Origin of the sequence: Halomonas nitroreducens (assembly GCF_003966155.1) — a bacterium.
Lineage (GTDB): Bacteria > Pseudomonadota > Gammaproteobacteria > Pseudomonadales > Halomonadaceae > Halomonas > Halomonas nitroreducens.
Genome location: NZ_RXNS01000003.1, coordinates 257,409 through 274,389, shown reverse-complemented (window position 1 = coordinate 274,389; position 16,981 = coordinate 257,409). Strand labels below are relative to the sequence as shown.

Here is a 16,981-nt window from a genome sequence, read left to right as displayed (position 1 = left end):
CTGGGCGGCCATGGACCAGACGGTGCCCTTCGGCGGCGTCAAGCAGTCGGGCAACGGCCGCGACAAGTCCCACCACTCCCTGGAGGAGTATTCCGACCTCAAGAGCGTGTGGATGTCGCTCGCCCCCTGAGCCCGCCACGACCGGGATCGCGCCACGCGGTCCCGGCCGGCCTGTCGCCCGGCGCCCCCTCATGTGAACTAACCGTCCAACGATTGTGGGTCAGTTCACATGGGCGCCGGGCGTCGTTGGGGGCCCGTCAGGCGGCGTCTTCGGCGGCGGCGGGCGGGATGTTGAGGTTCACGCGGAACAGGTTGTCCGGGTCATAGCGGCGTTTCACCGCCTGCAGGCGCTCGTAGTTGACGCCATAGGCGCTGGCGATGCGATCGCCCTCGTCCTCGGTCAGGAAGTTGACGTAGCCGCCGCCCGTGGCGAAGGGGGCGAGCGCGCGGAAGACGTCGCGTGCCCAGTCGCGGCAGCGATCATCCTCGGCGGCGTCCTGCCAGCGGGCGTGCACGTTCATCACATAGTGGGCATTGCGGCCGGCATAGGCGGTAGCGGTCGGGTCGACCCGTGACATGGCGCCTCCCAGCTGGGCCAGGAAGATCTCGCACTCCGTCCCCGGCAGCATCTCGGCCGCGGTGATCGCCTCTTCCAGGGCCGCGTCGCTGAGGTCCTGGAAGTCATGGGACTTCCAGTAGTTGCGGGCCCCCGGGGCGAGCAGGGGGTCGAAGGCCGCCTGGAAGCCGGCGTATGGCTGGGTGCCCAGCATCTGGCCGACCGGTTCGCCGAACGCCAGCACCGGGGCCACGTCGCGCTCGGCGTGGGCCGGGTCGCCGCAATGCATCAGGGCGAACACCACCACCCGTTGCCCGTGTACGGCCTCGGGGAGGAAGGGCAGGGGCGGGGCATCGCGAAGGATCGCCCACACGCTGAGCTCGTCGGGCGCCTGGTGGGTGAAGTCGCGCCAGGCCTGCAACACCTGGCGGGCCTGGTCAAAGGGGTAGACCACCAGCCCGGCATGGACCTCCGGGCCCACCGGGTGAAGGCGGAACTCGAAGGATGTCACCACCCCGAAGTTGCCGCCGCCGCCGCGCAGGGCCCAGAACAGCTCGGGCTCGTCCTCGGCCGAGACGCGGTGCCGCTGGCCGTCGGCGGTGATCACGTCGGCCGAGAGCAGGTTGTCGGCGGTCATGCCGAACTTGCGGGTCAGCCAGCCGAAGCCACCGCCCAGGGTGAGGCCGGCCACGCCGGTGGTGGAGTTGACGCCCAGGGGGGTCGCCAGGCCGAAGGCCTGGGTCTCGGCATCGACGTCGCCGAGCAGGGCGCCGGGCGCCACCCGGGCGGTGCCTTGCCGGGGATCCACGTGGACCGAGCGCATGGCCGAGAGGTCGATCACCAGTCCGCCCTCGGCGATGGCGTTGCCGGCGATATGGTGGCCACCGCCCCGCACGCTCAACCACATGCGTCGGGTGCTGGCGAAGTCGATGGCCTGCACGATGTCCTGGTTGCCCTGGCAGCAGGCGATCAATGCCGGGTGACGGTCGACCATGCCGTTCCAGACGTGTCGCAGCGGCGGGTAATCCTCGTCGGCCGGGGTGATCAGGCGCCCCCTGAGGCTGGCCGCGAAGTCGTCGACGGCCTCGGCCGGCAGGGCGGCCTGGTCGCCATCCAGGGTGCGATAGGTGAGCGCTGTCATGGTGGTGTCCCTCATCTGCCTCGGGATCACCGGAGGTGCGCGGCTCCGGCATGAGCCCGTTGGATCGTTTCGGTGCCTTGCCTGCTTAGTCTGGATGGTGGCAGCCTGCACAGCGGCTCAATTTCCCTAGGGGAAAAGTAGCGACGGGTGTGTCATGAGGGCTCCCCCGGCGGCGGTCACCTTCTCGATCAGGGCTTCCTTCTGGGCGTCGCTGCGCCCCTCGAGCAGTTGGATGTTGACGATCGGCATGTGCCGCTCCTTCATATGGAAATATTTTTTGAAATATTCCCGGGGTGGGCGTCGGTGGTCAAAGAGCGCGCGGTCGGAGTTTCTTGTACAAAAGCTATGCAGTTGTTGTACGATGAAGACCTTGCCGACACCGGAGAAACGTCATGCTGAGCTGGCTGAAACGCGATCCCGCCAAGCGCCTGCAGCGAGACTATGAGCGCAAGCTGGAACAGGCCATGGAAGCCGCCCGCAACGGCGACATGCGCGCCAACGCCTCCCTGACCGAGGAGGCGGAGGCCCTGCGCGAAGCGATCGACAGGCAGAAGGGAGTCTGAGCCGGGGGCGGGATGGCCACCGGGCCGGCAGCGGCCCGCCAACCCGGTGACGCCCCGTCAGTCGCGGCCGGGGCCGCCGCCGTTGCCGCCAGGCCCACCGTTGCCACCGGGGCCGTTGCCATTGCCACCGCCGGGGCCGCCGCTATTGCCGCCACCGGGGCCATCGCCTCCGGCGTCCGCGTCCCGGCCGCCGATGCCGCGCCCCCCGAGGTCGCTGCGGTCCTCGGTCGCCGCCCGGGCCTCGCTGCGCTGGTCGTCGCTGGCGATGTCGCTGACCGCAGCGCCATCGACGCCGCCGTTCTCGACCGCCTGCTGGGCGGTGCCGAGACCAAAGTCGGCGGCCTCGGGGGCAGTCTCCCTCACGCCTTCCAGGGTGATCGAGGGTTCGCTCTCCTCGACGACGATGACGTCAGGATCATCGAGGTCGACATCATCGACCGGGTCGTCGTCGGGTTCCTCCACATCGTCGACCACGACGACATCGACGTCGTCCGGGTCGTCCACCGGGTCCTGCGCCAGGGCGGCCGGCGCCAGCAGGGCCAGCATCAGGACCAGCAGGACGCGTTGGGGCATATCCATGGGCTCCCTCCTCGTGAAGATCGACAGGCTGTCACGGCCCGCTCGCCCCCCGGCGGGAGCGGTGGCCGCCATGGTGTCAGCATGGGCGTCGGGCAGGCATCCGGCAACGTGTCCGCCGGGGGCGACACCTCCTGCCGGCTTGGTGTCGGGAAGCGGCGACAGTGTCGAGGGGGCTCAAAAGGTCCTGGCCGGGGTGGCGCAGCTGACCAGCCGGCAGGAGGCGTCGCCCACGTTGCGGAAGCGGTGCGGCACGTTGGTGTCGAAGTAGTAGGCCTCGCCGGCCTGCAGCACCCGGGTTTCGGCGCCGATGGTGATCTCGATCTCGCCCTCCAGCACCACGCCGGCTTCCTCACCCTGGTGAGCGATCATCTCGCGGCCGGTGTCGGCGCCGGCGGGATAGGTCTCGATCATGAAGTTGAGGGCACGGCTCGCGCGGTTACCGCCGACCAGCTTGTAGATGACGTCCCCGGTGCCCACATCGGCCAGTTCGTCGGCCGAGTAGAACACCTGGTCGCGGCTCTCCAGGTCCATGGTGAAGAAGTCGCCGACGCTCATGGGAATGGCATCGAGGATCTTCTTCAGCGAGCTGACCGAGGGGGAGACCTTGCCCTGCTCGATCAGCGACAGGCTGGAATGGGTCACCCCGCAGCGCTTGGCCAGCTCGCGCTGGGAAATGCCCCTCAGGTTACGCAGTGCACGCAGGCGCGCGCCGACATCGTCTGCCATGGGTCGTCCTCTGAAATCGAGGGGGCGGGTGCATGGCGCACCCGCTCCCGGTGCTCAGCACAGGGCGTCGAGCTTTTCCTTGAGCAGGGCGTTGACCTGCTGGGGATTCGCGGTCCCCCGCGAGGCCTTCATCACCTGGCCGACGAAGTAGCCGATCATCTTGCCACGCTTGTCGGGTTCGGCATCGCGATACTGGGCCACCTGGGCGGGGCTGTCGGCGATGACCTGATCGATCATTGCCTCGATGGCCCCGGTGTCGGTGACCTGCTTGAGGCCCTTGGCCTCGATGATGGCATCGGCGGAGTCACCCTCGTGATGCCACAGGGCCTGGAAGACCTGCTTGGCCGCCTTGCCATTGATGGTCTCGTCCTTCACCCGGGCGACCAGCTCGCCCAGCTGGACGGCCGAGACGGGGCTGTCGTCGATGGCCAGTCCCTCCCGGTTGAGGGCGCCGGAGAGCTCGCCCTGGACCCAGTTGGCGGCCAGCTTGGCATCGCCGCAGACGTCCTTGACTCCCTCGAAGTACTCGGCCATGGCACGGCTCGCCGAGAGCACGCCGGCGTCGTAGGCGGACAGCCCGAGCTCGCCCTCGAAGCGGGCGCGCTTCTCGGCGGGGAGCTCCGGCAGGTTGTCGCGCAGGTGATCGACGTAGGCCTGGTCGAGTACCACCGGCAGCAGGTCGGGGCAGGGGAAGTACCGGTAGTCGTTGGCCTCCTCCTTGGTCCGCATGCTGCGGGTCTCGTCGGCCTCGGGATCGTAGAGGCGGGTCTCCTGGACCACCTCGCCGCCATCCTCGATCAGCTCGATCTGGCGCTCGACCTCGAAGGCGATGGCGCGCTCGACGAAACGGAAGGAGTTGACGTTCTTGATCTCGGCGCGGGTGCCGAAGGCCTCCTGGCCGGCGGGGCGTACCGAGACGTTGACGTCGCAGCGCATCGAGCCCTCGGCCATGTTGCCGTCGCTGATGCCGAGATAGGTCACGATCGAGTGGATCGCCTTGAGGTAGGCCGCCGCCTCCTTGGCGCTACGCATGTCCGGCTCGGAGACGATCTCCAGCAGCGGCGTGCCGGCGCGGTTGAGGTCGATGCCGGTCATGCCGTGGAAGTCCTCGTGGAGCGACTTGCCGGCGTCCTCCTCCAGGTGCGCGTGGTGCACGCGGATGCGCTTGGTGCTGCCGTCCTCCAGGGTGATCTCCACTTCGCCGGGCCCGACGATGGGCTGGTACATCTGGCTGGTCTGGTAGCCCTTGGGCAGGTCCGGGTAGAAGTAGTTCTTGCGGTCGAATACCGAGACCTCGGGGATCTCCGCGTGGATGCCCAGGCCGAACTGCACGGCCATGGCCACCGCGGCCTCGTTGAGCACCGGCAGCACCCCGGGCAGCCCCAGGTCCACGGCGCAGGCCTGGGTGTTGGGCTCGGCGCCGAAGGCGGTGGAGGCGCCGGAGAAGATCTTGGAACGGGTGGCGAGCTGGACGTGGACTTCCAGGCCGATCACGGTTTCCCATTGCATCAGGCGGACTCCTCGGCGAGAGCGGGACGGCGCAGGTGCCAGTCGGTGGCCTGCTGGAACTGGTGGGCGACGTTGAGCAGTCGAGCCTCGGCGAAGTGGGTGCCGAGGATCTGCAGGCCCACCGGGCGGCCGCCGGCGAAGCCGGCCGGCACGCTGATGCCGGGGATGCCGGCCAGGTTGACGGCGATGGTGTAGATGTCCTGCAGGTACATCGACACCGGATCCTTGTTGGCGCCCAGGTCGAAGGCCGGCGTCGGCGAGGCCGGGCCCATCAGCACGTCGACCTCCTCGAAGGCATCCAGGAAGTCCTGGCGGATCAGCCGGCGGACCTGCTGAGCCTTCTTGTAGTAGGCATCGAAGAAGCCCTCGGAGAGGGTGTGGGTGCCGATCAGGATGCGCCGCTTGACCTCTTCGCCGAAGCCCTCGGCGCGGGAGCGCTTGTAGAGGTCGATCAGGTCGGCGGGCGCCTCGCAGCGATGGCCGAAGCGCACGCCATCGAAGCGCGACAGGTTGGAGGAGGCCTCTGCCGGGGCGATCACGTAGTAGGCCGGGATGGCGTAGTGGGTGTGCGGCAGGCTGACCTCGCGCACCGTGGCGCCCAGCGACTCGTAGACCTTGATCGCCTCGCGCACCGCGCCTTCCACCTCGGGGGACAGGCCGTCGCCGAAGTATTCCCGGGGCAGGCCGATCTTGAGCCCGGACAGCGGCGCGTCGAGGTCGGCGGCATAGTCCGGCACGCCGCGGGCCACCGAGGTGGAGTCGCGCAGGTCGTGGCCGGCGATGGCGCCGAGCAGCTGGGCACAGTCGGCGGCCGAGCGCGCCATGGGCCCCGCCTGGTCGAGGCTCGAGGCATAGGCGATCATGCCGTACCGGGACACTCGGCCATAGGTGGGCTTGAGGCCGGTGATGCCGCAGAAGGCGGCGGGCTGGCGGATGGAGCCGCCGGTGTCGGTGCCCATGGCCGCCGGCACCAGGCCCGCGGCGACCGCGGCGGCGCTGCCCCCGGAGGAGCCGCCGGGCACCGCGGCGAGGTCCCAGGGGTTCTTCACCGGACCATAGAAGCTGTTCTCGTTGGACGAGCCCATGGCGAACTCGTCCATGTTGGTCTTGCCGAGGCTGACGATGCCGGCAGCCGCGAGCTTCTCCACCACGCTGGCGTCATAGGGAGCGGTGAAGGTGTCGAGCATCCGCGAGCCGCAGCTGGTCTTCACCCCGCGGGTGCAGAAGATGTCCTTCAGGGCCAGCGGCAGGCCGGTGAGCGGGCCGGCCTCGCCCTTGCCGCGGGCCGCATCGGCGCGGTCCGCGGCCTCGAGGGCCTGCTCGCCGGTGACGGTGATAAAGCTGTTGAGCGACCCGTCGAGGCGCTCGATGCGTGCCAGCAGGCTCTGGGTGAGCTCGCGGCTGGAGTACTCGCCGGCGGCCAGGCCGGCGGCGAGCTCGGTCAGTGTCTTGTCGTGCATGGGCCCGTGGCTCCGTGAAGACTTGCCGTTGACGTAGGAGGGCGAGGAGGTCATTCGACGACCCGCGGCACCAGGTAGAGGCCGTTTTCCACCGCCGGCGCGCAGCGCTGGAAGGTGTCGCGCTGGTCGGTCTCGGTGACCTCGTCGGCGCGCAGGCGCTGGGTGGCGTCGAGGGGGTGGGCCAGCGGGGCGACGCCCTCGGTGTCGAGCCCCTGCAGCTGGTCGACCATCTCCAGGATGCGCCCCAGGTCGTCGAGGTAGTGGGCGGCCTCACTCTCGTCCAGGCCGAGTCGGGCCAGGTGGGCGGCCCTGAGAACGTCTGCGTGTTCAAGCGCCATGATCGGGTGTCCTCGAAGGGGGTGGCGAAAAGACCGCAAAAGGTACCACATTCGCGCCCGCGCTGGCAGGCCCGCTGCATCCCGCCGACGGGCGTTTCGCTTGCCGCTCGGGGGGTGCAGTGATACCGTTTGCCCCCGCACAGGGTTCCCGGTCTGCACTAGGTAACGACTTCATGTTCAAACGTTTGAGGGGGCTGTTCTCCAGCGATCTATCGATCGACCTGGGGACCGCCAATACGCTGATCTACGTCCGCGGGCGCGGCATCGTGCTCGACGAACCGTCGGTCGTGGCGATCCGTCAGTCCGGCAACATGCGCAGCGTGGCTGCCGTGGGTGCCGACGCCAAGCGCATGCTGGGGCGCACGCCCGGCAACATCACCGCCATTCGGCCGATGAAGGACGGTGTCATCGCCGACTTCACCGTTACCGAGCAGATGCTCCAGTACTTCATCCGCAAGGTCCATCAGAGCACCTTCCTGACGCCGAGCCCGCGGGTGCTGGTGTGCGTGCCCTGCATGTCGACCCAGGTGGAGCGCCGGGCCATCAAGGAGTCGGCCGAGGGCGCCGGCGCCCGTGAAGTGTTCCTGATCGAGGAGCCCATGGCCGCGGCCATCGGCGCCGGCCTGCCGGTCGAGGAGGCCCAGGGCTCCATGGTCGTCGACATCGGCGGCGGCACCAGCGAGATTGCCATCATCTCGCTCAACGGCGTGGTCTACTCGGAATCCATTCGCGTCGGCGGCGACCGTTTCGACGAGGCGATCATCGCCTACGTGCGTCGCCACTATGGCAGCCTGATCGGCGAGTCCACCGCCGAGCGCATCAAGGAAGAGATCGGCTGCGCCTACCCCGGCGGCGAGCTGCGCGAGATCGACGTGCGCGGCCGCAACCTCGCCGAGGGCATCCCGCGCAGCTTCACCCTGAATTCCCACGAGATCCTCGACGCCCTGCAGGAGACCCTGGGCTCCATCGTCGCCGCGGTGAAGAGTGCCCTGGAGCAGTCGCCGCCCGAGCTGGCGTCCGACATCGCCGAACGTGGCCTGGTGCTGACCGGCGGCGGCGCCCTGCTGCGCGACCTGGACAAGCTGATCGCCGAGGAGACCGGCCTGCCGGTGGTGGTCGCCGAGGACCCGCTGACCTGCGTGGCACGCGGCGGCGGCAAGGCCCTGGAGATGATCGACCAGCATACCTTCGAACTGCTGTCCAGCGACTGATCGACGACCAGGGATTGCGCAGGGGGGGACACTATCAAGCCGCTGTTCTCGCACGGATCGGTGCCGGGCTATCGCATGCTGTTGTGTGCGGTCCTTGCCGCTGCACTGATGTTCGTCGACCTGCGCTTCACGCGCATGGAGCCGGTGCGGGCCCAGCTCTCCACCCTGGTGGCGCCGATCCAGTGGGTCGTCAGCCTGCCCAGCGACGTGCTCAACTGGGGAGCCCTGGCGCTGTCGGACCAGCGGGCGCTGGTGGAGGAGAACCGGCGCCTGCGGGAGCAGATCCTGACCCTGTCCCACCGGGTGCAGCGCATGGCCAGTCTCACCGCCGAGAACGTGCGCCTGCGCGAGCTGCTTGACGCCACCCGGGAGCACGACATTCCCTTCATCACCGCCGAGCTGCTCTCGCTGGACCCGGATCCCTTCACCCATCGCATGGTGATTGATCGCGGTCGCCGCGACGGCGTCTTCGTCGGCCAGCCGGTGATGGATGCCTCGGGGCTGGTGGGGCAGGTCACGGCCGTGTCGGCCTATTCCAGCCGGGTGCTGCTGGTGGCCGACGCCAGCCATGCGTTGCCGATCCAGGTCAATCGCAACGGCCTGCGCTTCATCATCCAGGGGACCGGCCAGTACGAGGCGTTGAGCGTGCTGCATGTGCCCGATACCGCCGATATCCGCGAGGGGGACCTGCTGGTGACCTCGGGACTGGCGGGGCGTTTCCCCTCCGGCTATCCGGTCGCCCGGGTCACCCAGGTGGTCCACGACCCCGGCGAGCCCTTCGCGCGGGTCGACGCGCGCCCCGTGGCCCAGCTGCAGCGCTCGCGCCACTTCCTGTTGCTGTTTCCCCCGGAGCCCCCCGAGGCTCCCGGACGGGGCGGCTGGACGGTGCGGCTCGACCCCGTCGCCATCCGCGCCGCGCTGGGAGCCGCCGGTCCTCTCGAGGAGGTGCCCTGATGGCCGCCCCGTCTCCCGCCAGTCTGCCGTGGATCTGGCTGACGCTGCTGCTGGCGCTGTGCCTGCAGGTGATGCCCCTGGCCGATGGCTGGCAGATCTGGCGGCCCGACTGGCTGGGACTGATGCTGATCTACTGGTGCATGAAGGCGCCACAGCGGGTCGGGGTCTTCCATGGCTTCGTGCTGGGGATCCTGCTCGACCTGATCGAGGGAGCGCCGCTGGGCCAGAACGCCCTGCTGCTGTCGCTGCTGGCCTTCCTCTGCGCCCTGGTCTATCCCCGCTTCCGGGCCTATTCCCTGCTCCAGCAGGCGGTGCTGATCCTGGTGTTGCTCGGCACGGTACAGCTCGTCGAGCAATGGCTGCGGACTCTGCTCGGGCCCTTCTCGATCCACCTTTCCTTCCTCTTGCCCTCGCTGATCGGGGCGGTGCTCTGGCCCTGGCTGACCACGCTGTTTCGGGTCTTCCGCCGCCGCCCCGCCGGCGATTGACCCTGGAGACGCCATGCCTGCCGCTTCCCCGCTGATCTGTCTGGCCTCGGCCTCGCCGAGGCGTCGCGAGTTGCTGGCGTCCATCGGCGTGCCCGTCGAGGTGCGCCCGGTGGGTATCGACGAGACGCCGCTGCCCGGCGAGGCCGCCGAGGCCTATGTGCTGCGCCTGGCCGAGGAGAAGGCCCGGGCGGGAGCCGCCCTGGGCGCCTTGCCGACCCTGGGGGCCGACACTGCCGTGGTCTGCGACGAGACCATCTTCGGCAAGCCCCGCGACCGTGACGAGGCGGCGCGCATGCTCCGCGCCTTGTCGGGTCGCTCCCACGAGGTGCTGACGGCCGTGGCGTTGACCGGCCCGGCGGGGCGGCTCTCGACCTGCGTGGCCACGCGAGTGGCGATGCGCGAGATCGCCGAGGAGGAGATCGCCGCCTACTGGGCCACCGGCGAGCCCGCCGACAAGGCCGGCGGCTATGCCATCCAGGGGCGAGGCGCGGTGTTCGTCGCGCGTCTGGAGGGCAGTCACTCGGCGGTGGTCGGGTTGCCGCTGTTCGAGACGGCCGAGCTGCTGTCGCGCCAGGGCGTGCCGCTGTGGAACCGGTCGCGGCCGTCGCCGGCTATGTCATAATGGCCCGAGTTTCCTCTGGACAAGGATTTCCGCATGAGCGGTGAAGTACTCATCAACCTGACGCCGATGGAGACCCGCGTCGCCGTGGTGGAGAACGGCGTGCTGCAGGAGGCCTTCATCGAGCGGGCCCGCCGGCGGGGCATCGTCGGCAATATCTACAAGGGGCGGGTCGTCCGCGTCCTGCCGGGCATGCAGGCCGCCTTCGTCGACATCGGCCTCGACCGCGCGGCCTTCATCCATGCCCATGAGGTGATGCCGCCGGGCACCCCCGCCGACGAGCAGGTCTCGATCGCTCAGCTGCTCCACGAGGGCCAGGCCCTGGTCATCCAGGTCACCAAGGACCCGATCGGCTCCAAGGGCGCCCGCCTGACCACCCACCTCTCGGTGCCGTCCCGTTACCTGGTCTACATGCCCGACTCGCCTCACCACGGCGTCTCCCAGCGCATCGAGGACGACGGCGAGCGCGAGCGGCTGCGGGAGCTGGTCGAGGCGGCCACCGCGGAGCAGAGTCTCGAGGTCACCGGAGGCTTCATCGTGCGGACTGCCGCCGAGGGCGTCACTCTGGAGGAGCTGGCCGGCGACATGCACTTCCTGCTGCGGCTTTGGCGCAAGGTCAGCGAGCGCAAGGTTACCGCCCCGGCACCCAGCGTCATCTATGATGATCTGCCGCTGTTCATGCGCACCCTGCGCGACGTGATGCGCGACGATATCGAGAAGGTGCGCATCGACTCCCGGGAGAACCACGTCAAGCTGCTGGAATTCGCCGAGGAGTTCATGCCCTCGGCGGTGGAGCGCATCGAGCACTATGCCGGCGAGCGCCCGATCTTCGACCTGTTCAGCGTCGAGGACGAAATCCAGAAGGCGCTGGGCCGCAAGGTGCAGCTGAAGTCGGGGGGCTATCTGGTCATCGATCCCACCGAGGCGATGACCACCATCGACGTCAACACCGGCGGCTATGTGGGGCATCGCAACCTCGAGGAGACGATCTTCAAGACCAACCTCGAGGCCGCCACCGCCATCGCCCGCCAGCTGCGGCTGCGCAACCTGGGGGGCATCATCATCATCGACTTCATCGACATGGAAGATCCGGAGCACCAGCGTCAGGTACTGCGGGTGCTGGAGAAGTCGCTGGAACGCGACCATGCCAAGACCAAGTGCACCGGCGTCACCGAGCTCGGCCTGGTCCAGGTGACCCGCAAGCGCACCCGGGAGAGCCTGGAGCAGACACTATGCGAGGCCTGCCCCTCCTGCCACGGTCGCGGCACGCTCAAGACCCCCGAGTCGGTGTGCTACGAGATCTTCCGCGAGATCCTGCGCGAGGAGCGCGCCTACAGCGCCGAGACCTATACGGTGCTGGCCTCGCAGTCGGTGGTCGACCGGCTGCTCGACGAGGAGTCGGCGGCGGTGGCGGACCTGGAGGAGTTCATCGGCAAGACCATTCGTTTCCAGGTGGAGTCCCACTATTCCCAGGAGCAGTACGACATCGTGCTGATGTGAGCCATGTCGCCGACCCGTCTGGTCATTCGCTGGTCGCTGACGCTGCTGGCCCTGCTACTGACGCTGGCGGCGATGCTGGTGCTCGTGGTGCAACTGCTGCTCGGCCAGACCGATCGGCTGACGCCGCGTCTCGAGGCCCTGCTCGCCAGCCGCTTCGAGGCGGCGGTCGTGCTGGGCGGCATCGAGGGCGACCTGGCCGGCCTGGACCCCCGGCTCCAGGTGGCCGACCTGGATATCAAGGCCCGCCCGGACCTGGGCGACCTGCCGCTGCTGGAGATGGAGTCCGCGCACCTGCGCCTGGACACCGCGGCGAGCCTGCGCCAGGGCATGCCGGTGGTGGCGGACGCGCGCCTCAGCGGGATCACCCTGCACCTCTACCAGGCCGCGGACCGGAGCTGGCAGTGGCCGGCACCGGCCGAACTGCCCCCCGAACTGATTCCCGAGAGCGAGTTCGATCTCTCGCGCCTGGACTTCTGGGTCGGCGTGCTGCTGCGGCAGCGTGCCTGGGTCGAGGATGTCCGGGTGGTGCTGCATGGGCGCAAGGGCGAGGCGGTCCTCGAGGCGCCCCGGCTGCTGATGGTCGGCGACGCGCGCAGCGCCCATCTGGAAGGCGAGGTCCACCGCCGTGATCGCCCGGGGCAGGCCTTCCAGGTGGTGATGGAAGTGGTGCCGGGAGACCAGGGACTGGATGACTTCGGCGCCGCCCTGCAGGCGGACATGCCGCTGGCCAGCCTGATCGGGCTGTCCTCGCTGCTGGGCTACGAGGACCTGGTGAGTGTCGACGAGGCCGAAGGTCAGGCACGCCTCTGGGGGCGCTGGACCCGCGGTCGCCTTGCCGACGTTCGCCTGGAGGTCGAGGCCTCGCGCCTGGTGCTGAACCAGCAGGCGCCGCCGCCCGAGGCGGGCGCCGAGCGCGGGATCGTGCTCGAGGAAACGGTGCTGCAGGGGCAGTGGCTGCGCGACGAGGCCGGTGAGGGCTGGCAGGCCTGGCTGGAGGGCGACGCCCGCAATGCCACCGGCAGCGTCGACCCGACGGCCGGCCCCCCCGTGCCCCGCTACTGGCACCTGCAGAGCCGGCCGGACGGCTGGTGGCTCAATGCCAGCGCCTTCGACCTGGGGGCGCTGGCCGCCTGGCGGGAGCGGCTGCCGTTGCCCGAGGGGCTGTCCCGTGCCGTCGCCAGCCTTGCCCCCCGGGGCCGGGTGACGGCGCTCGGCCTGGGCCGGCGCGATGACCAGTGGCGGGCCCGGGTGAGTGCCACCGATGTCGCCGTCGATCCCTGGCAACAGGCCCCGGGGGGCGGGCCGCTGGATATCTGGGTGGAGGCCGACGGTACCCGCGGGCGGGTGCGCTTCGTCGACAGCGCCGACGCCGAGCTGGTGTTCCCCGAGATCTTCACCGCGCCGCTGGCCCTCGAGCATGCCAGCGGCCGGGTCGACTGGGTGTACGACGGGCCCCGCAGCTTCGTCAGCGGCCGTCAGCTGGCGGTCGGCTGGCAGGGGGCCGAGATCGAGGGCGGCTTCGGTCTGTCCATCGGCGGTCCGGGGCGCGGGGGCTTCGGCCTGCAGCTGGACTTCCACGACGTGGACGCCGTGTCGCGGCCCCTCACGGACTGGCTGCCCATGCCGCTGCTGCGCGAGCGGGTCGACTCCGAGCTCGCCGAGTGGCTGGCCGGAGGGCTGGCCGGTCGGGTCCCGGAGGGAGCGCTGCGCCTGCATGTGCCCGTGTCGCGATCCCCCCAGGCCGTGGCCGCCAGGATCGCCCCGGCGCTACGCCTGGCGCTCGAGGTTCGCGACGGTCACCTGCCCTTCGCTCCCGGCTGGCCGGCCGTGGACGCCGTCGACGGTCGCCTCGAGCTGGAGGGGGAGCGTCTCACGGCCCGAGTGACGCGTGCCGAGAGCCTGGGGGTCCAGGCCCGGGATGCCGTGGTGCGGATGGCCGACGAGACCCTCGAGGTCGAGTCCCCGTTGACCGCCGATGTCCCGGCATTGATCCGCTACCTCGCCGCGATGCCCGTCGACGGCACCTCGATGGCCGCCGACTGGCAAGGCGATGGCCAGGTGACCGGTCGCCTGGCCCTGGCCCTGCCGCTGGCCGAGGCCGAGGCTTTGTCACTGGACATCAGCGGCGAGGCGACGCTGCCGCGCCTGGTGCATGCGCCCACTGGCCTGGTCATCGAGTCCCTGGAGGGGCCTCTGGCCTGGCATCAGCAAGGCGAGACCGGGGGCCTCGAGGGACGGCTCGCCGGGCGCCTGCTGGGCGGCCCCCTGGAGGCCGACATCGACACCGGCGGCGAGGGCATCGCGATGTCCGGGACCGCCGACGTCGCGACGTTGCTCGACCTGGGCGCGCCGGCCGGGGTGAAGCAGGTCGTTTCGGGGCGGCTGCCCTGGCAGGCACGCCTGGCGCTCGGCGAGGGCCCGCCGAGCCTGACACTGGAGAGCGCCCTCAAGGGCACCGCCATCGCCCTGCCGGCCCCGCTTGGCAAGGCGGCCGACGAGATCCGGCCGCTGCGGCTGTCCGCCGAGCTGGGCGAGACGCTGCGCGTATCCGGGCGTCTCGGGGCGCAACTCGGGCTGCGCTGGCGGGAGCAGGGCGGTGGCCAGGGCCAGGTGTGGCTGGGCGGGGGCGGGCCCACGGCCTGGCCGGTCGAGCCGGGCTGGTCGGTGCAGGCCTACCTGCCGCGGCTGGCGCTCGGCGACTGGGTGCGGCAGCTCTCGCCCCTGGCCGGGGACCTCGGGGCGCCGGGCGGCGGCCAGGGCCTGGCCCGGGTGACCCTGGACACCGACTGCCTGAGTGTCCAGGCACGCTGTCTCGGCTCGCTGATCATTGATGGCCGGCCGGTCTCCGGGGGCTGGGACCTGGCCCTCGACGGCACCCTGCTGGCCGGCCAGGTCGCCTATCGCGAGCGCCAGGCCATCCCGCTGGATGTGTCCTTGAGCAGCCTGTCGCTGGATGGCTGGCTGCCCGGCGAGGCCACGGGCAGCGGCGAGCTCCTCGACGAGCTCGAGACGGCGCCGGAGCCGGTGCCCATGCCGGCGTGGCTCGGCGAGCTGCCGTCGGGGCGCCTGCGGGTGGCCGACATCCACTGGCGGGCCCGGCGCCTCGGCCCCTTCACCGCCTACTGGCGGGCCTCCCCCGAGCAGCTGGTGGTGGACCCGGTGGGCCTGACCCTGGGGCAGATCTCGGCCCACGGCAACCTGACCTGGGAGGCCACCGGCCACGGGGCCAGCCTGACCCGCGCGCGGCTGGCCCTGGATGGGCGCGACCTGGGTTCCGCCCTGGAGGCCCTCGGCCAGCCGGTGGCGGTACGCAGCGAGGAGACCCGGGTCGACAGCCAGCTGGCCTGGCCCGGGGCTCCCTGGCAGTTCGCCCTGGCCCGGTCGCGGGGCAGCCTCGAGGTCGAGCTGCGCGACGGACGCTTCGTCAACCTCGAGTCGCCCTCCGCCCGGGTGATCGGCCTGCTCAACGTCGACAACCTGCTGCGTCGCCTGACCCTGGACTTCTCCGACATTACCGGCCGGGGCACCGCCTTCGATCGTGTCAGCGGGGCGGCTACCCTGTATGGTGGCGTGCTGGAGACTCGCGGGCCGGTGACCATCGACGGGCCGGCGACCCGCTTCACCCTCGAGGGCAGCGTCGACCTGGCCCGACGGGAACTCGATCAGCGGCTTGGCGTCACAGTCCCGGTGAGCAACAACCTGCCATTGGCGGCAGTGATCGCCGGCGCCCCTGTGGTGGGCGGCGCGCTGTTCATCGCCGACAAGATCTTCGGCGATGCCATCGACCGGGTGACACGAATTCACTATCGCGTGCAGGGGCCCTGGACCTCGCCGCGCATCTCACTGGAAAGTGCCGAATGACATCACAGACCCACTCCCTGCTCGACCAGGCCGCCGAGGTGCTGCTGGCTCCCGGTGGGCTCGACCTCGCGGCCATGGACGCCGGCCTTGGCCATGCCCTGGGGCCCGGCATCGACTACGCCGATCTCTACTTCCAGCGCAGCTGGCACGAGGGCTGGGTGCTGGAGGACGGCGAGGTCAAGGAGGCCAGCTACAACATCGACGGCGGCGTCGGGGTGCGGGCCATGGCCGGCGAGAAGACCGGCTTCGCCTATTCCAACCAGATCACCGCCGATGCCCTGGCCGAGACCGGGCGCACCGCTGCCGGCATCGTCCGCAGCGGCGCCCGGCTGGCGGCGGCCCCGCAGGTGCTGGCCGGCCCTGCGAGTCGCTATGCCGGCATCGACCCGCTATCCGGGCTGTCCGCCGACGACAAGATCGCCATGCTCAAGCTGGCCGACCGGGTGGCCCGCTCGGCGGACCCGGCGGTGAGCCAGGTCAGCGCCTCCCTGACCGGGGTCTACGAGGTGGTGCTGGTGCGGGCCAGCGACGGTACCCTGGCCGCGGACATCCGCCCACTGGTGCGCCTCAACGTCAGCGTCATCGCGGTGCGCGACGGCCGCCGGGAGCGCGGCAGCGCCGGCGGCGGCGGCCGCTATCCCATGGCGCGGCTGCGTGACGAGAACGTCGCCGAGCGCTATGCCCGGGAGGCGGTGCGCCAGGCCCTGGTCAACCTCGACGCCGTGGACGCCCCGGCCGGCCAGATGCCGGTGGTGCTGGGGGCCGGCTGGCCGGGCATCCTGCTCCACGAGGCCGTGGGCCACGGCCTGGAAGGGGACTTCAACCGCAAGGGCAGCTCGGCCTTCGCCGGTCGCATGGGCCAGCGGGTGGCGGCGCCCGGTGTCACCGTGGTCGATGACGCGACCCTGGCCGACCGTCGCGGCTCGATGACCGTCGACGACGAGGGCACGCCGGGGCAGTGCACGACCCTGATCGAGGACGGCATCCTCACCGGCTACATGCAGGACAAGCTCAACGCCCGGCTGATGGGCATGGCGCCCACCGGCAATGCCCGTCGCGAGTCCTTCGCCCACCTGCCCATGCCGCGCATGACCAACACCTACATGCGGGCCGGCAATGACGATCCCGCCGATATCATCAAGAGCGTCTCGCGGGGGCTCTATGCGGTCAGCTTCGGTGGCGGCCAGGTGGACATCACCTCGGGCAAGTTCGTGTTCTCGGCGAGCGAGGCCTACCTGATCGAGGACGGCCGGATCACTGCGCCGGTGAAGGGGGCGACCCTGATCGGCAATGGTCCCGAGGCCATGGGGCGGGTCTCGATGATCGGCCACGACCTGGAGCTGGATACCGGGATCGGCGTGTGCGGCAAGGAAGGCCAGGGCGTGCCGGTGGGCGTGGGCCAGCCGACGCTGAAGCTGGACGAGCTGACCGTGGGCGGCACGCAATCCTGAGGGGAAGCCGCTGCGCTCGACGAGG

Annotated in this window: 16 protein-coding genes; 9 read left to right on the top strand and 7 right to left on the bottom strand. The window is 70.3% G+C overall.

The features are described 5' to 3' along the window. Positions 1 to 130, top strand: a 130-nt coding sequence (locus EKG36_RS05035; protein ID WP_126481644.1) for an aldehyde dehydrogenase family protein, incomplete at its 5' end; no start/stop codon positions are given. Positions 131 to 257: 127 nt separating this feature from the next. On the opposite strand, the gene EKG36_RS05030 is transcribed toward EKG36_RS05035, so the two are convergent. Together EKG36_RS05030 and EKG36_RS05025 are read right to left on the bottom strand one after the other, a co-directional pair. Then, the gene (locus EKG36_RS05030) at positions 258 to 1,697 is read right to left on the bottom strand and encodes an FAD-binding oxidoreductase (protein WP_126481642.1); all 1,440 of its coding nucleotides are present in this window, start codon (positions 1,695 to 1,697) and stop codon (positions 258 to 260) included. A gap of 126 nt (positions 1,698 to 1,823) precedes the next feature. Further along, entirely contained in the window at positions 1,824 to 1,946 is a 123-nt protein-coding gene (locus EKG36_RS05025) for a tautomerase family protein (RefSeq protein WP_126481640.1), read from the bottom strand. 143 nt (positions 1,947 to 2,089) lie between these two features. Here EKG36_RS05025 and EKG36_RS05020 point away from each other — a divergent pair, with 143 nt between their 5' ends. Then, positions 2,090 to 2,260 carry a DUF6435 family protein gene (locus tag EKG36_RS05020; RefSeq protein ID WP_126481638.1) on the top strand — a complete coding sequence of 57 codons (171 nt, stop codon included), beginning with the start codon at positions 2,090 to 2,092 and terminating at the stop codon, positions 2,258 to 2,260. A 57-nt stretch (positions 2,261 to 2,317) separates the two neighbouring features. Here the strand turns inward: EKG36_RS05020 and EKG36_RS05015 are convergent, their stop codons facing one another. The 5 genes from EKG36_RS05015 to gatC form a co-directional block, all read right to left on the bottom strand. Further along, positions 2,318 to 2,839: a hypothetical protein gene (locus EKG36_RS05015; RefSeq protein ID WP_126481636.1), complete on the bottom strand. Its 522-nt coding sequence runs from the start codon at positions 2,837 to 2,839 to the stop codon at positions 2,318 to 2,320. A 174-nt stretch (positions 2,840 to 3,013) separates the two neighbouring features. After that, entirely contained in the window at positions 3,014 to 3,565 is a 552-nt protein-coding gene (locus EKG36_RS05010) for a cupin domain-containing protein (protein WP_126481634.1), read from the bottom strand. Between the two features lie 54 nt (positions 3,566 to 3,619). Next, on the bottom strand, positions 3,620 to 5,074 hold the full coding sequence (gene gatB, locus EKG36_RS05005) for an Asp-tRNA(Asn)/Glu-tRNA(Gln) amidotransferase subunit GatB (protein ID WP_126481632.1): 1,455 nt from the start codon (positions 5,072 to 5,074) through the stop codon (positions 3,620 to 3,622). Next, complete coding sequence (gene gatA / locus EKG36_RS05000; RefSeq protein ID WP_126481630.1) at positions 5,074 to 6,534, bottom strand: Asp-tRNA(Asn)/Glu-tRNA(Gln) amidotransferase subunit GatA; 1,461 nt, start codon at positions 6,532 to 6,534, stop codon at positions 5,074 to 5,076. Before gatA ends, gatB begins: the two co-directional genes overlap by 1 nt. Positions 6,535 to 6,584: 50 nt before the next feature. Further along, positions 6,585 to 6,872 (bottom strand): Asp-tRNA(Asn)/Glu-tRNA(Gln) amidotransferase subunit GatC, encoded by a 288-nt coding sequence (gene gatC / locus EKG36_RS04995; RefSeq protein ID WP_126481628.1) that lies wholly within the window; start codon positions 6,870 to 6,872, stop codon positions 6,585 to 6,587. Between the two features lie 173 nt (positions 6,873 to 7,045). Here gatC and EKG36_RS04990 point away from each other — a divergent pair, with 173 nt between their 5' ends. The 7 genes from EKG36_RS04990 (at position 7,046) to tldD (ending at position 16,956) form a co-directional block, all read left to right on the top strand. Then, entirely contained in the window at positions 7,046 to 8,083 is a 1,038-nt protein-coding gene (locus EKG36_RS04990; protein ID WP_016854442.1) for a rod shape-determining protein, read from the top strand. A gap of 75 nt (positions 8,084 to 8,158) precedes the next feature. Further along, positions 8,159 to 9,037 carry a rod shape-determining protein MreC gene (gene mreC, locus EKG36_RS04985; RefSeq protein ID WP_126481626.1) on the top strand — a complete coding sequence of 293 codons (879 nt, stop codon included), beginning with the start codon at positions 8,159 to 8,161 and terminating at the stop codon, positions 9,035 to 9,037. Next, positions 9,037 to 9,525, top strand: coding sequence for a rod shape-determining protein MreD (gene mreD, locus EKG36_RS04980; protein ID WP_126481624.1), 489 nt, complete (start codon positions 9,037 to 9,039; stop codon positions 9,523 to 9,525). The genes mreC and mreD overlap by 1 nt, the downstream gene beginning before the upstream one ends. Before the next feature lie 13 nt (positions 9,526 to 9,538). Further along, positions 9,539 to 10,147 carry a Maf family protein gene (locus EKG36_RS04975; protein ID WP_126481622.1) on the top strand — a complete coding sequence of 203 codons (609 nt, stop codon included), beginning with the start codon at positions 9,539 to 9,541 and terminating at the stop codon, positions 10,145 to 10,147. Positions 10,148 to 10,180: 33 nt separating this feature from the next. Beyond that, complete coding sequence (gene rng, locus EKG36_RS04970; protein WP_126481620.1) at positions 10,181 to 11,644, top strand: ribonuclease G; 1,464 nt, start codon at positions 10,181 to 10,183, stop codon at positions 11,642 to 11,644. 3 nt (positions 11,645 to 11,647) lie between these two features. Continuing rightward, positions 11,648 to 15,505, top strand: a complete 3,858-nt coding sequence (locus tag EKG36_RS04965) for a YhdP family phospholipid transporter (RefSeq protein WP_126481618.1) — start codon at positions 11,648 to 11,650, stop codon at positions 15,503 to 15,505. Continuing rightward, on the top strand, positions 15,502 to 16,956 hold the full coding sequence (gene tldD, locus EKG36_RS04960) for a metalloprotease TldD (protein WP_126481616.1): 1,455 nt from the start codon (positions 15,502 to 15,504) through the stop codon (positions 16,954 to 16,956). The genes EKG36_RS04965 and tldD overlap by 4 nt, the downstream gene beginning before the upstream one ends. Positions 16,957 to 16,981 lie beyond the last annotated feature (25 nt).

What these genes read in the sequence shown, in the direction of transcription:
- EKG36_RS05030 (WP_126481642.1), bottom strand. Translation starts at nt 1,697, where the DNA reads ATGACAGCGCTCACCTATCGCACCCTGGATGGCGACCAGGCCGCCCTG.
- EKG36_RS05025 (WP_126481640.1), bottom strand. Translation starts at nt 1,946, where the DNA reads ATGCCGATCGTCAACATCCAACTGCTCGAGGGGCGCAGCGACGCCCAG.
- EKG36_RS05020 (WP_126481638.1), top strand. Translation starts at nt 2,090, where the DNA reads ATGCTGAGCTGGCTGAAACGCGATCCCGCCAAGCGCCTGCAGCGAGAC.
- EKG36_RS05015 (WP_126481636.1), bottom strand. Translation starts at nt 2,839, where the DNA reads ATGGATATGCCCCAACGCGTCCTGCTGGTCCTGATGCTGGCCCTGCTG.
- EKG36_RS05010 (WP_126481634.1), bottom strand. Translation starts at nt 3,565, where the DNA reads ATGGCAGACGATGTCGGCGCGCGCCTGCGTGCACTGCGTAACCTGAGG.
- gatB (WP_126481632.1), bottom strand. Translation starts at nt 5,074, where the DNA reads ATGCAATGGGAAACCGTGATCGGCCTGGAAGTCCACGTCCAGCTCGCC.
- gatA (WP_126481630.1), bottom strand. Translation starts at nt 6,534, where the DNA reads ATGCACGACAAGACACTGACCGAGCTCGCCGCCGGCCTGGCCGCCGGC.
- gatC (WP_126481628.1), bottom strand. Translation starts at nt 6,872, where the DNA reads ATGGCGCTTGAACACGCAGACGTTCTCAGGGCCGCCCACCTGGCCCGA.
- EKG36_RS04990 (WP_016854442.1), top strand. Translation starts at nt 7,046, where the DNA reads ATGTTCAAACGTTTGAGGGGGCTGTTCTCCAGCGATCTATCGATCGAC.
- mreC (WP_126481626.1), top strand. Translation starts at nt 8,159, where the DNA reads ATGCTGTTGTGTGCGGTCCTTGCCGCTGCACTGATGTTCGTCGACCTG.
- mreD (WP_126481624.1), top strand. Translation starts at nt 9,037, where the DNA reads ATGGCCGCCCCGTCTCCCGCCAGTCTGCCGTGGATCTGGCTGACGCTG.
- EKG36_RS04975 (WP_126481622.1), top strand. Translation starts at nt 9,539, where the DNA reads ATGCCTGCCGCTTCCCCGCTGATCTGTCTGGCCTCGGCCTCGCCGAGG.
- rng (WP_126481620.1), top strand. Translation starts at nt 10,181, where the DNA reads ATGAGCGGTGAAGTACTCATCAACCTGACGCCGATGGAGACCCGCGTC.
- EKG36_RS04965 (WP_126481618.1), top strand. Translation starts at nt 11,648, where the DNA reads ATGTCGCCGACCCGTCTGGTCATTCGCTGGTCGCTGACGCTGCTGGCC.
- tldD (WP_126481616.1), top strand. Translation starts at nt 15,502, where the DNA reads ATGACATCACAGACCCACTCCCTGCTCGACCAGGCCGCCGAGGTGCTG.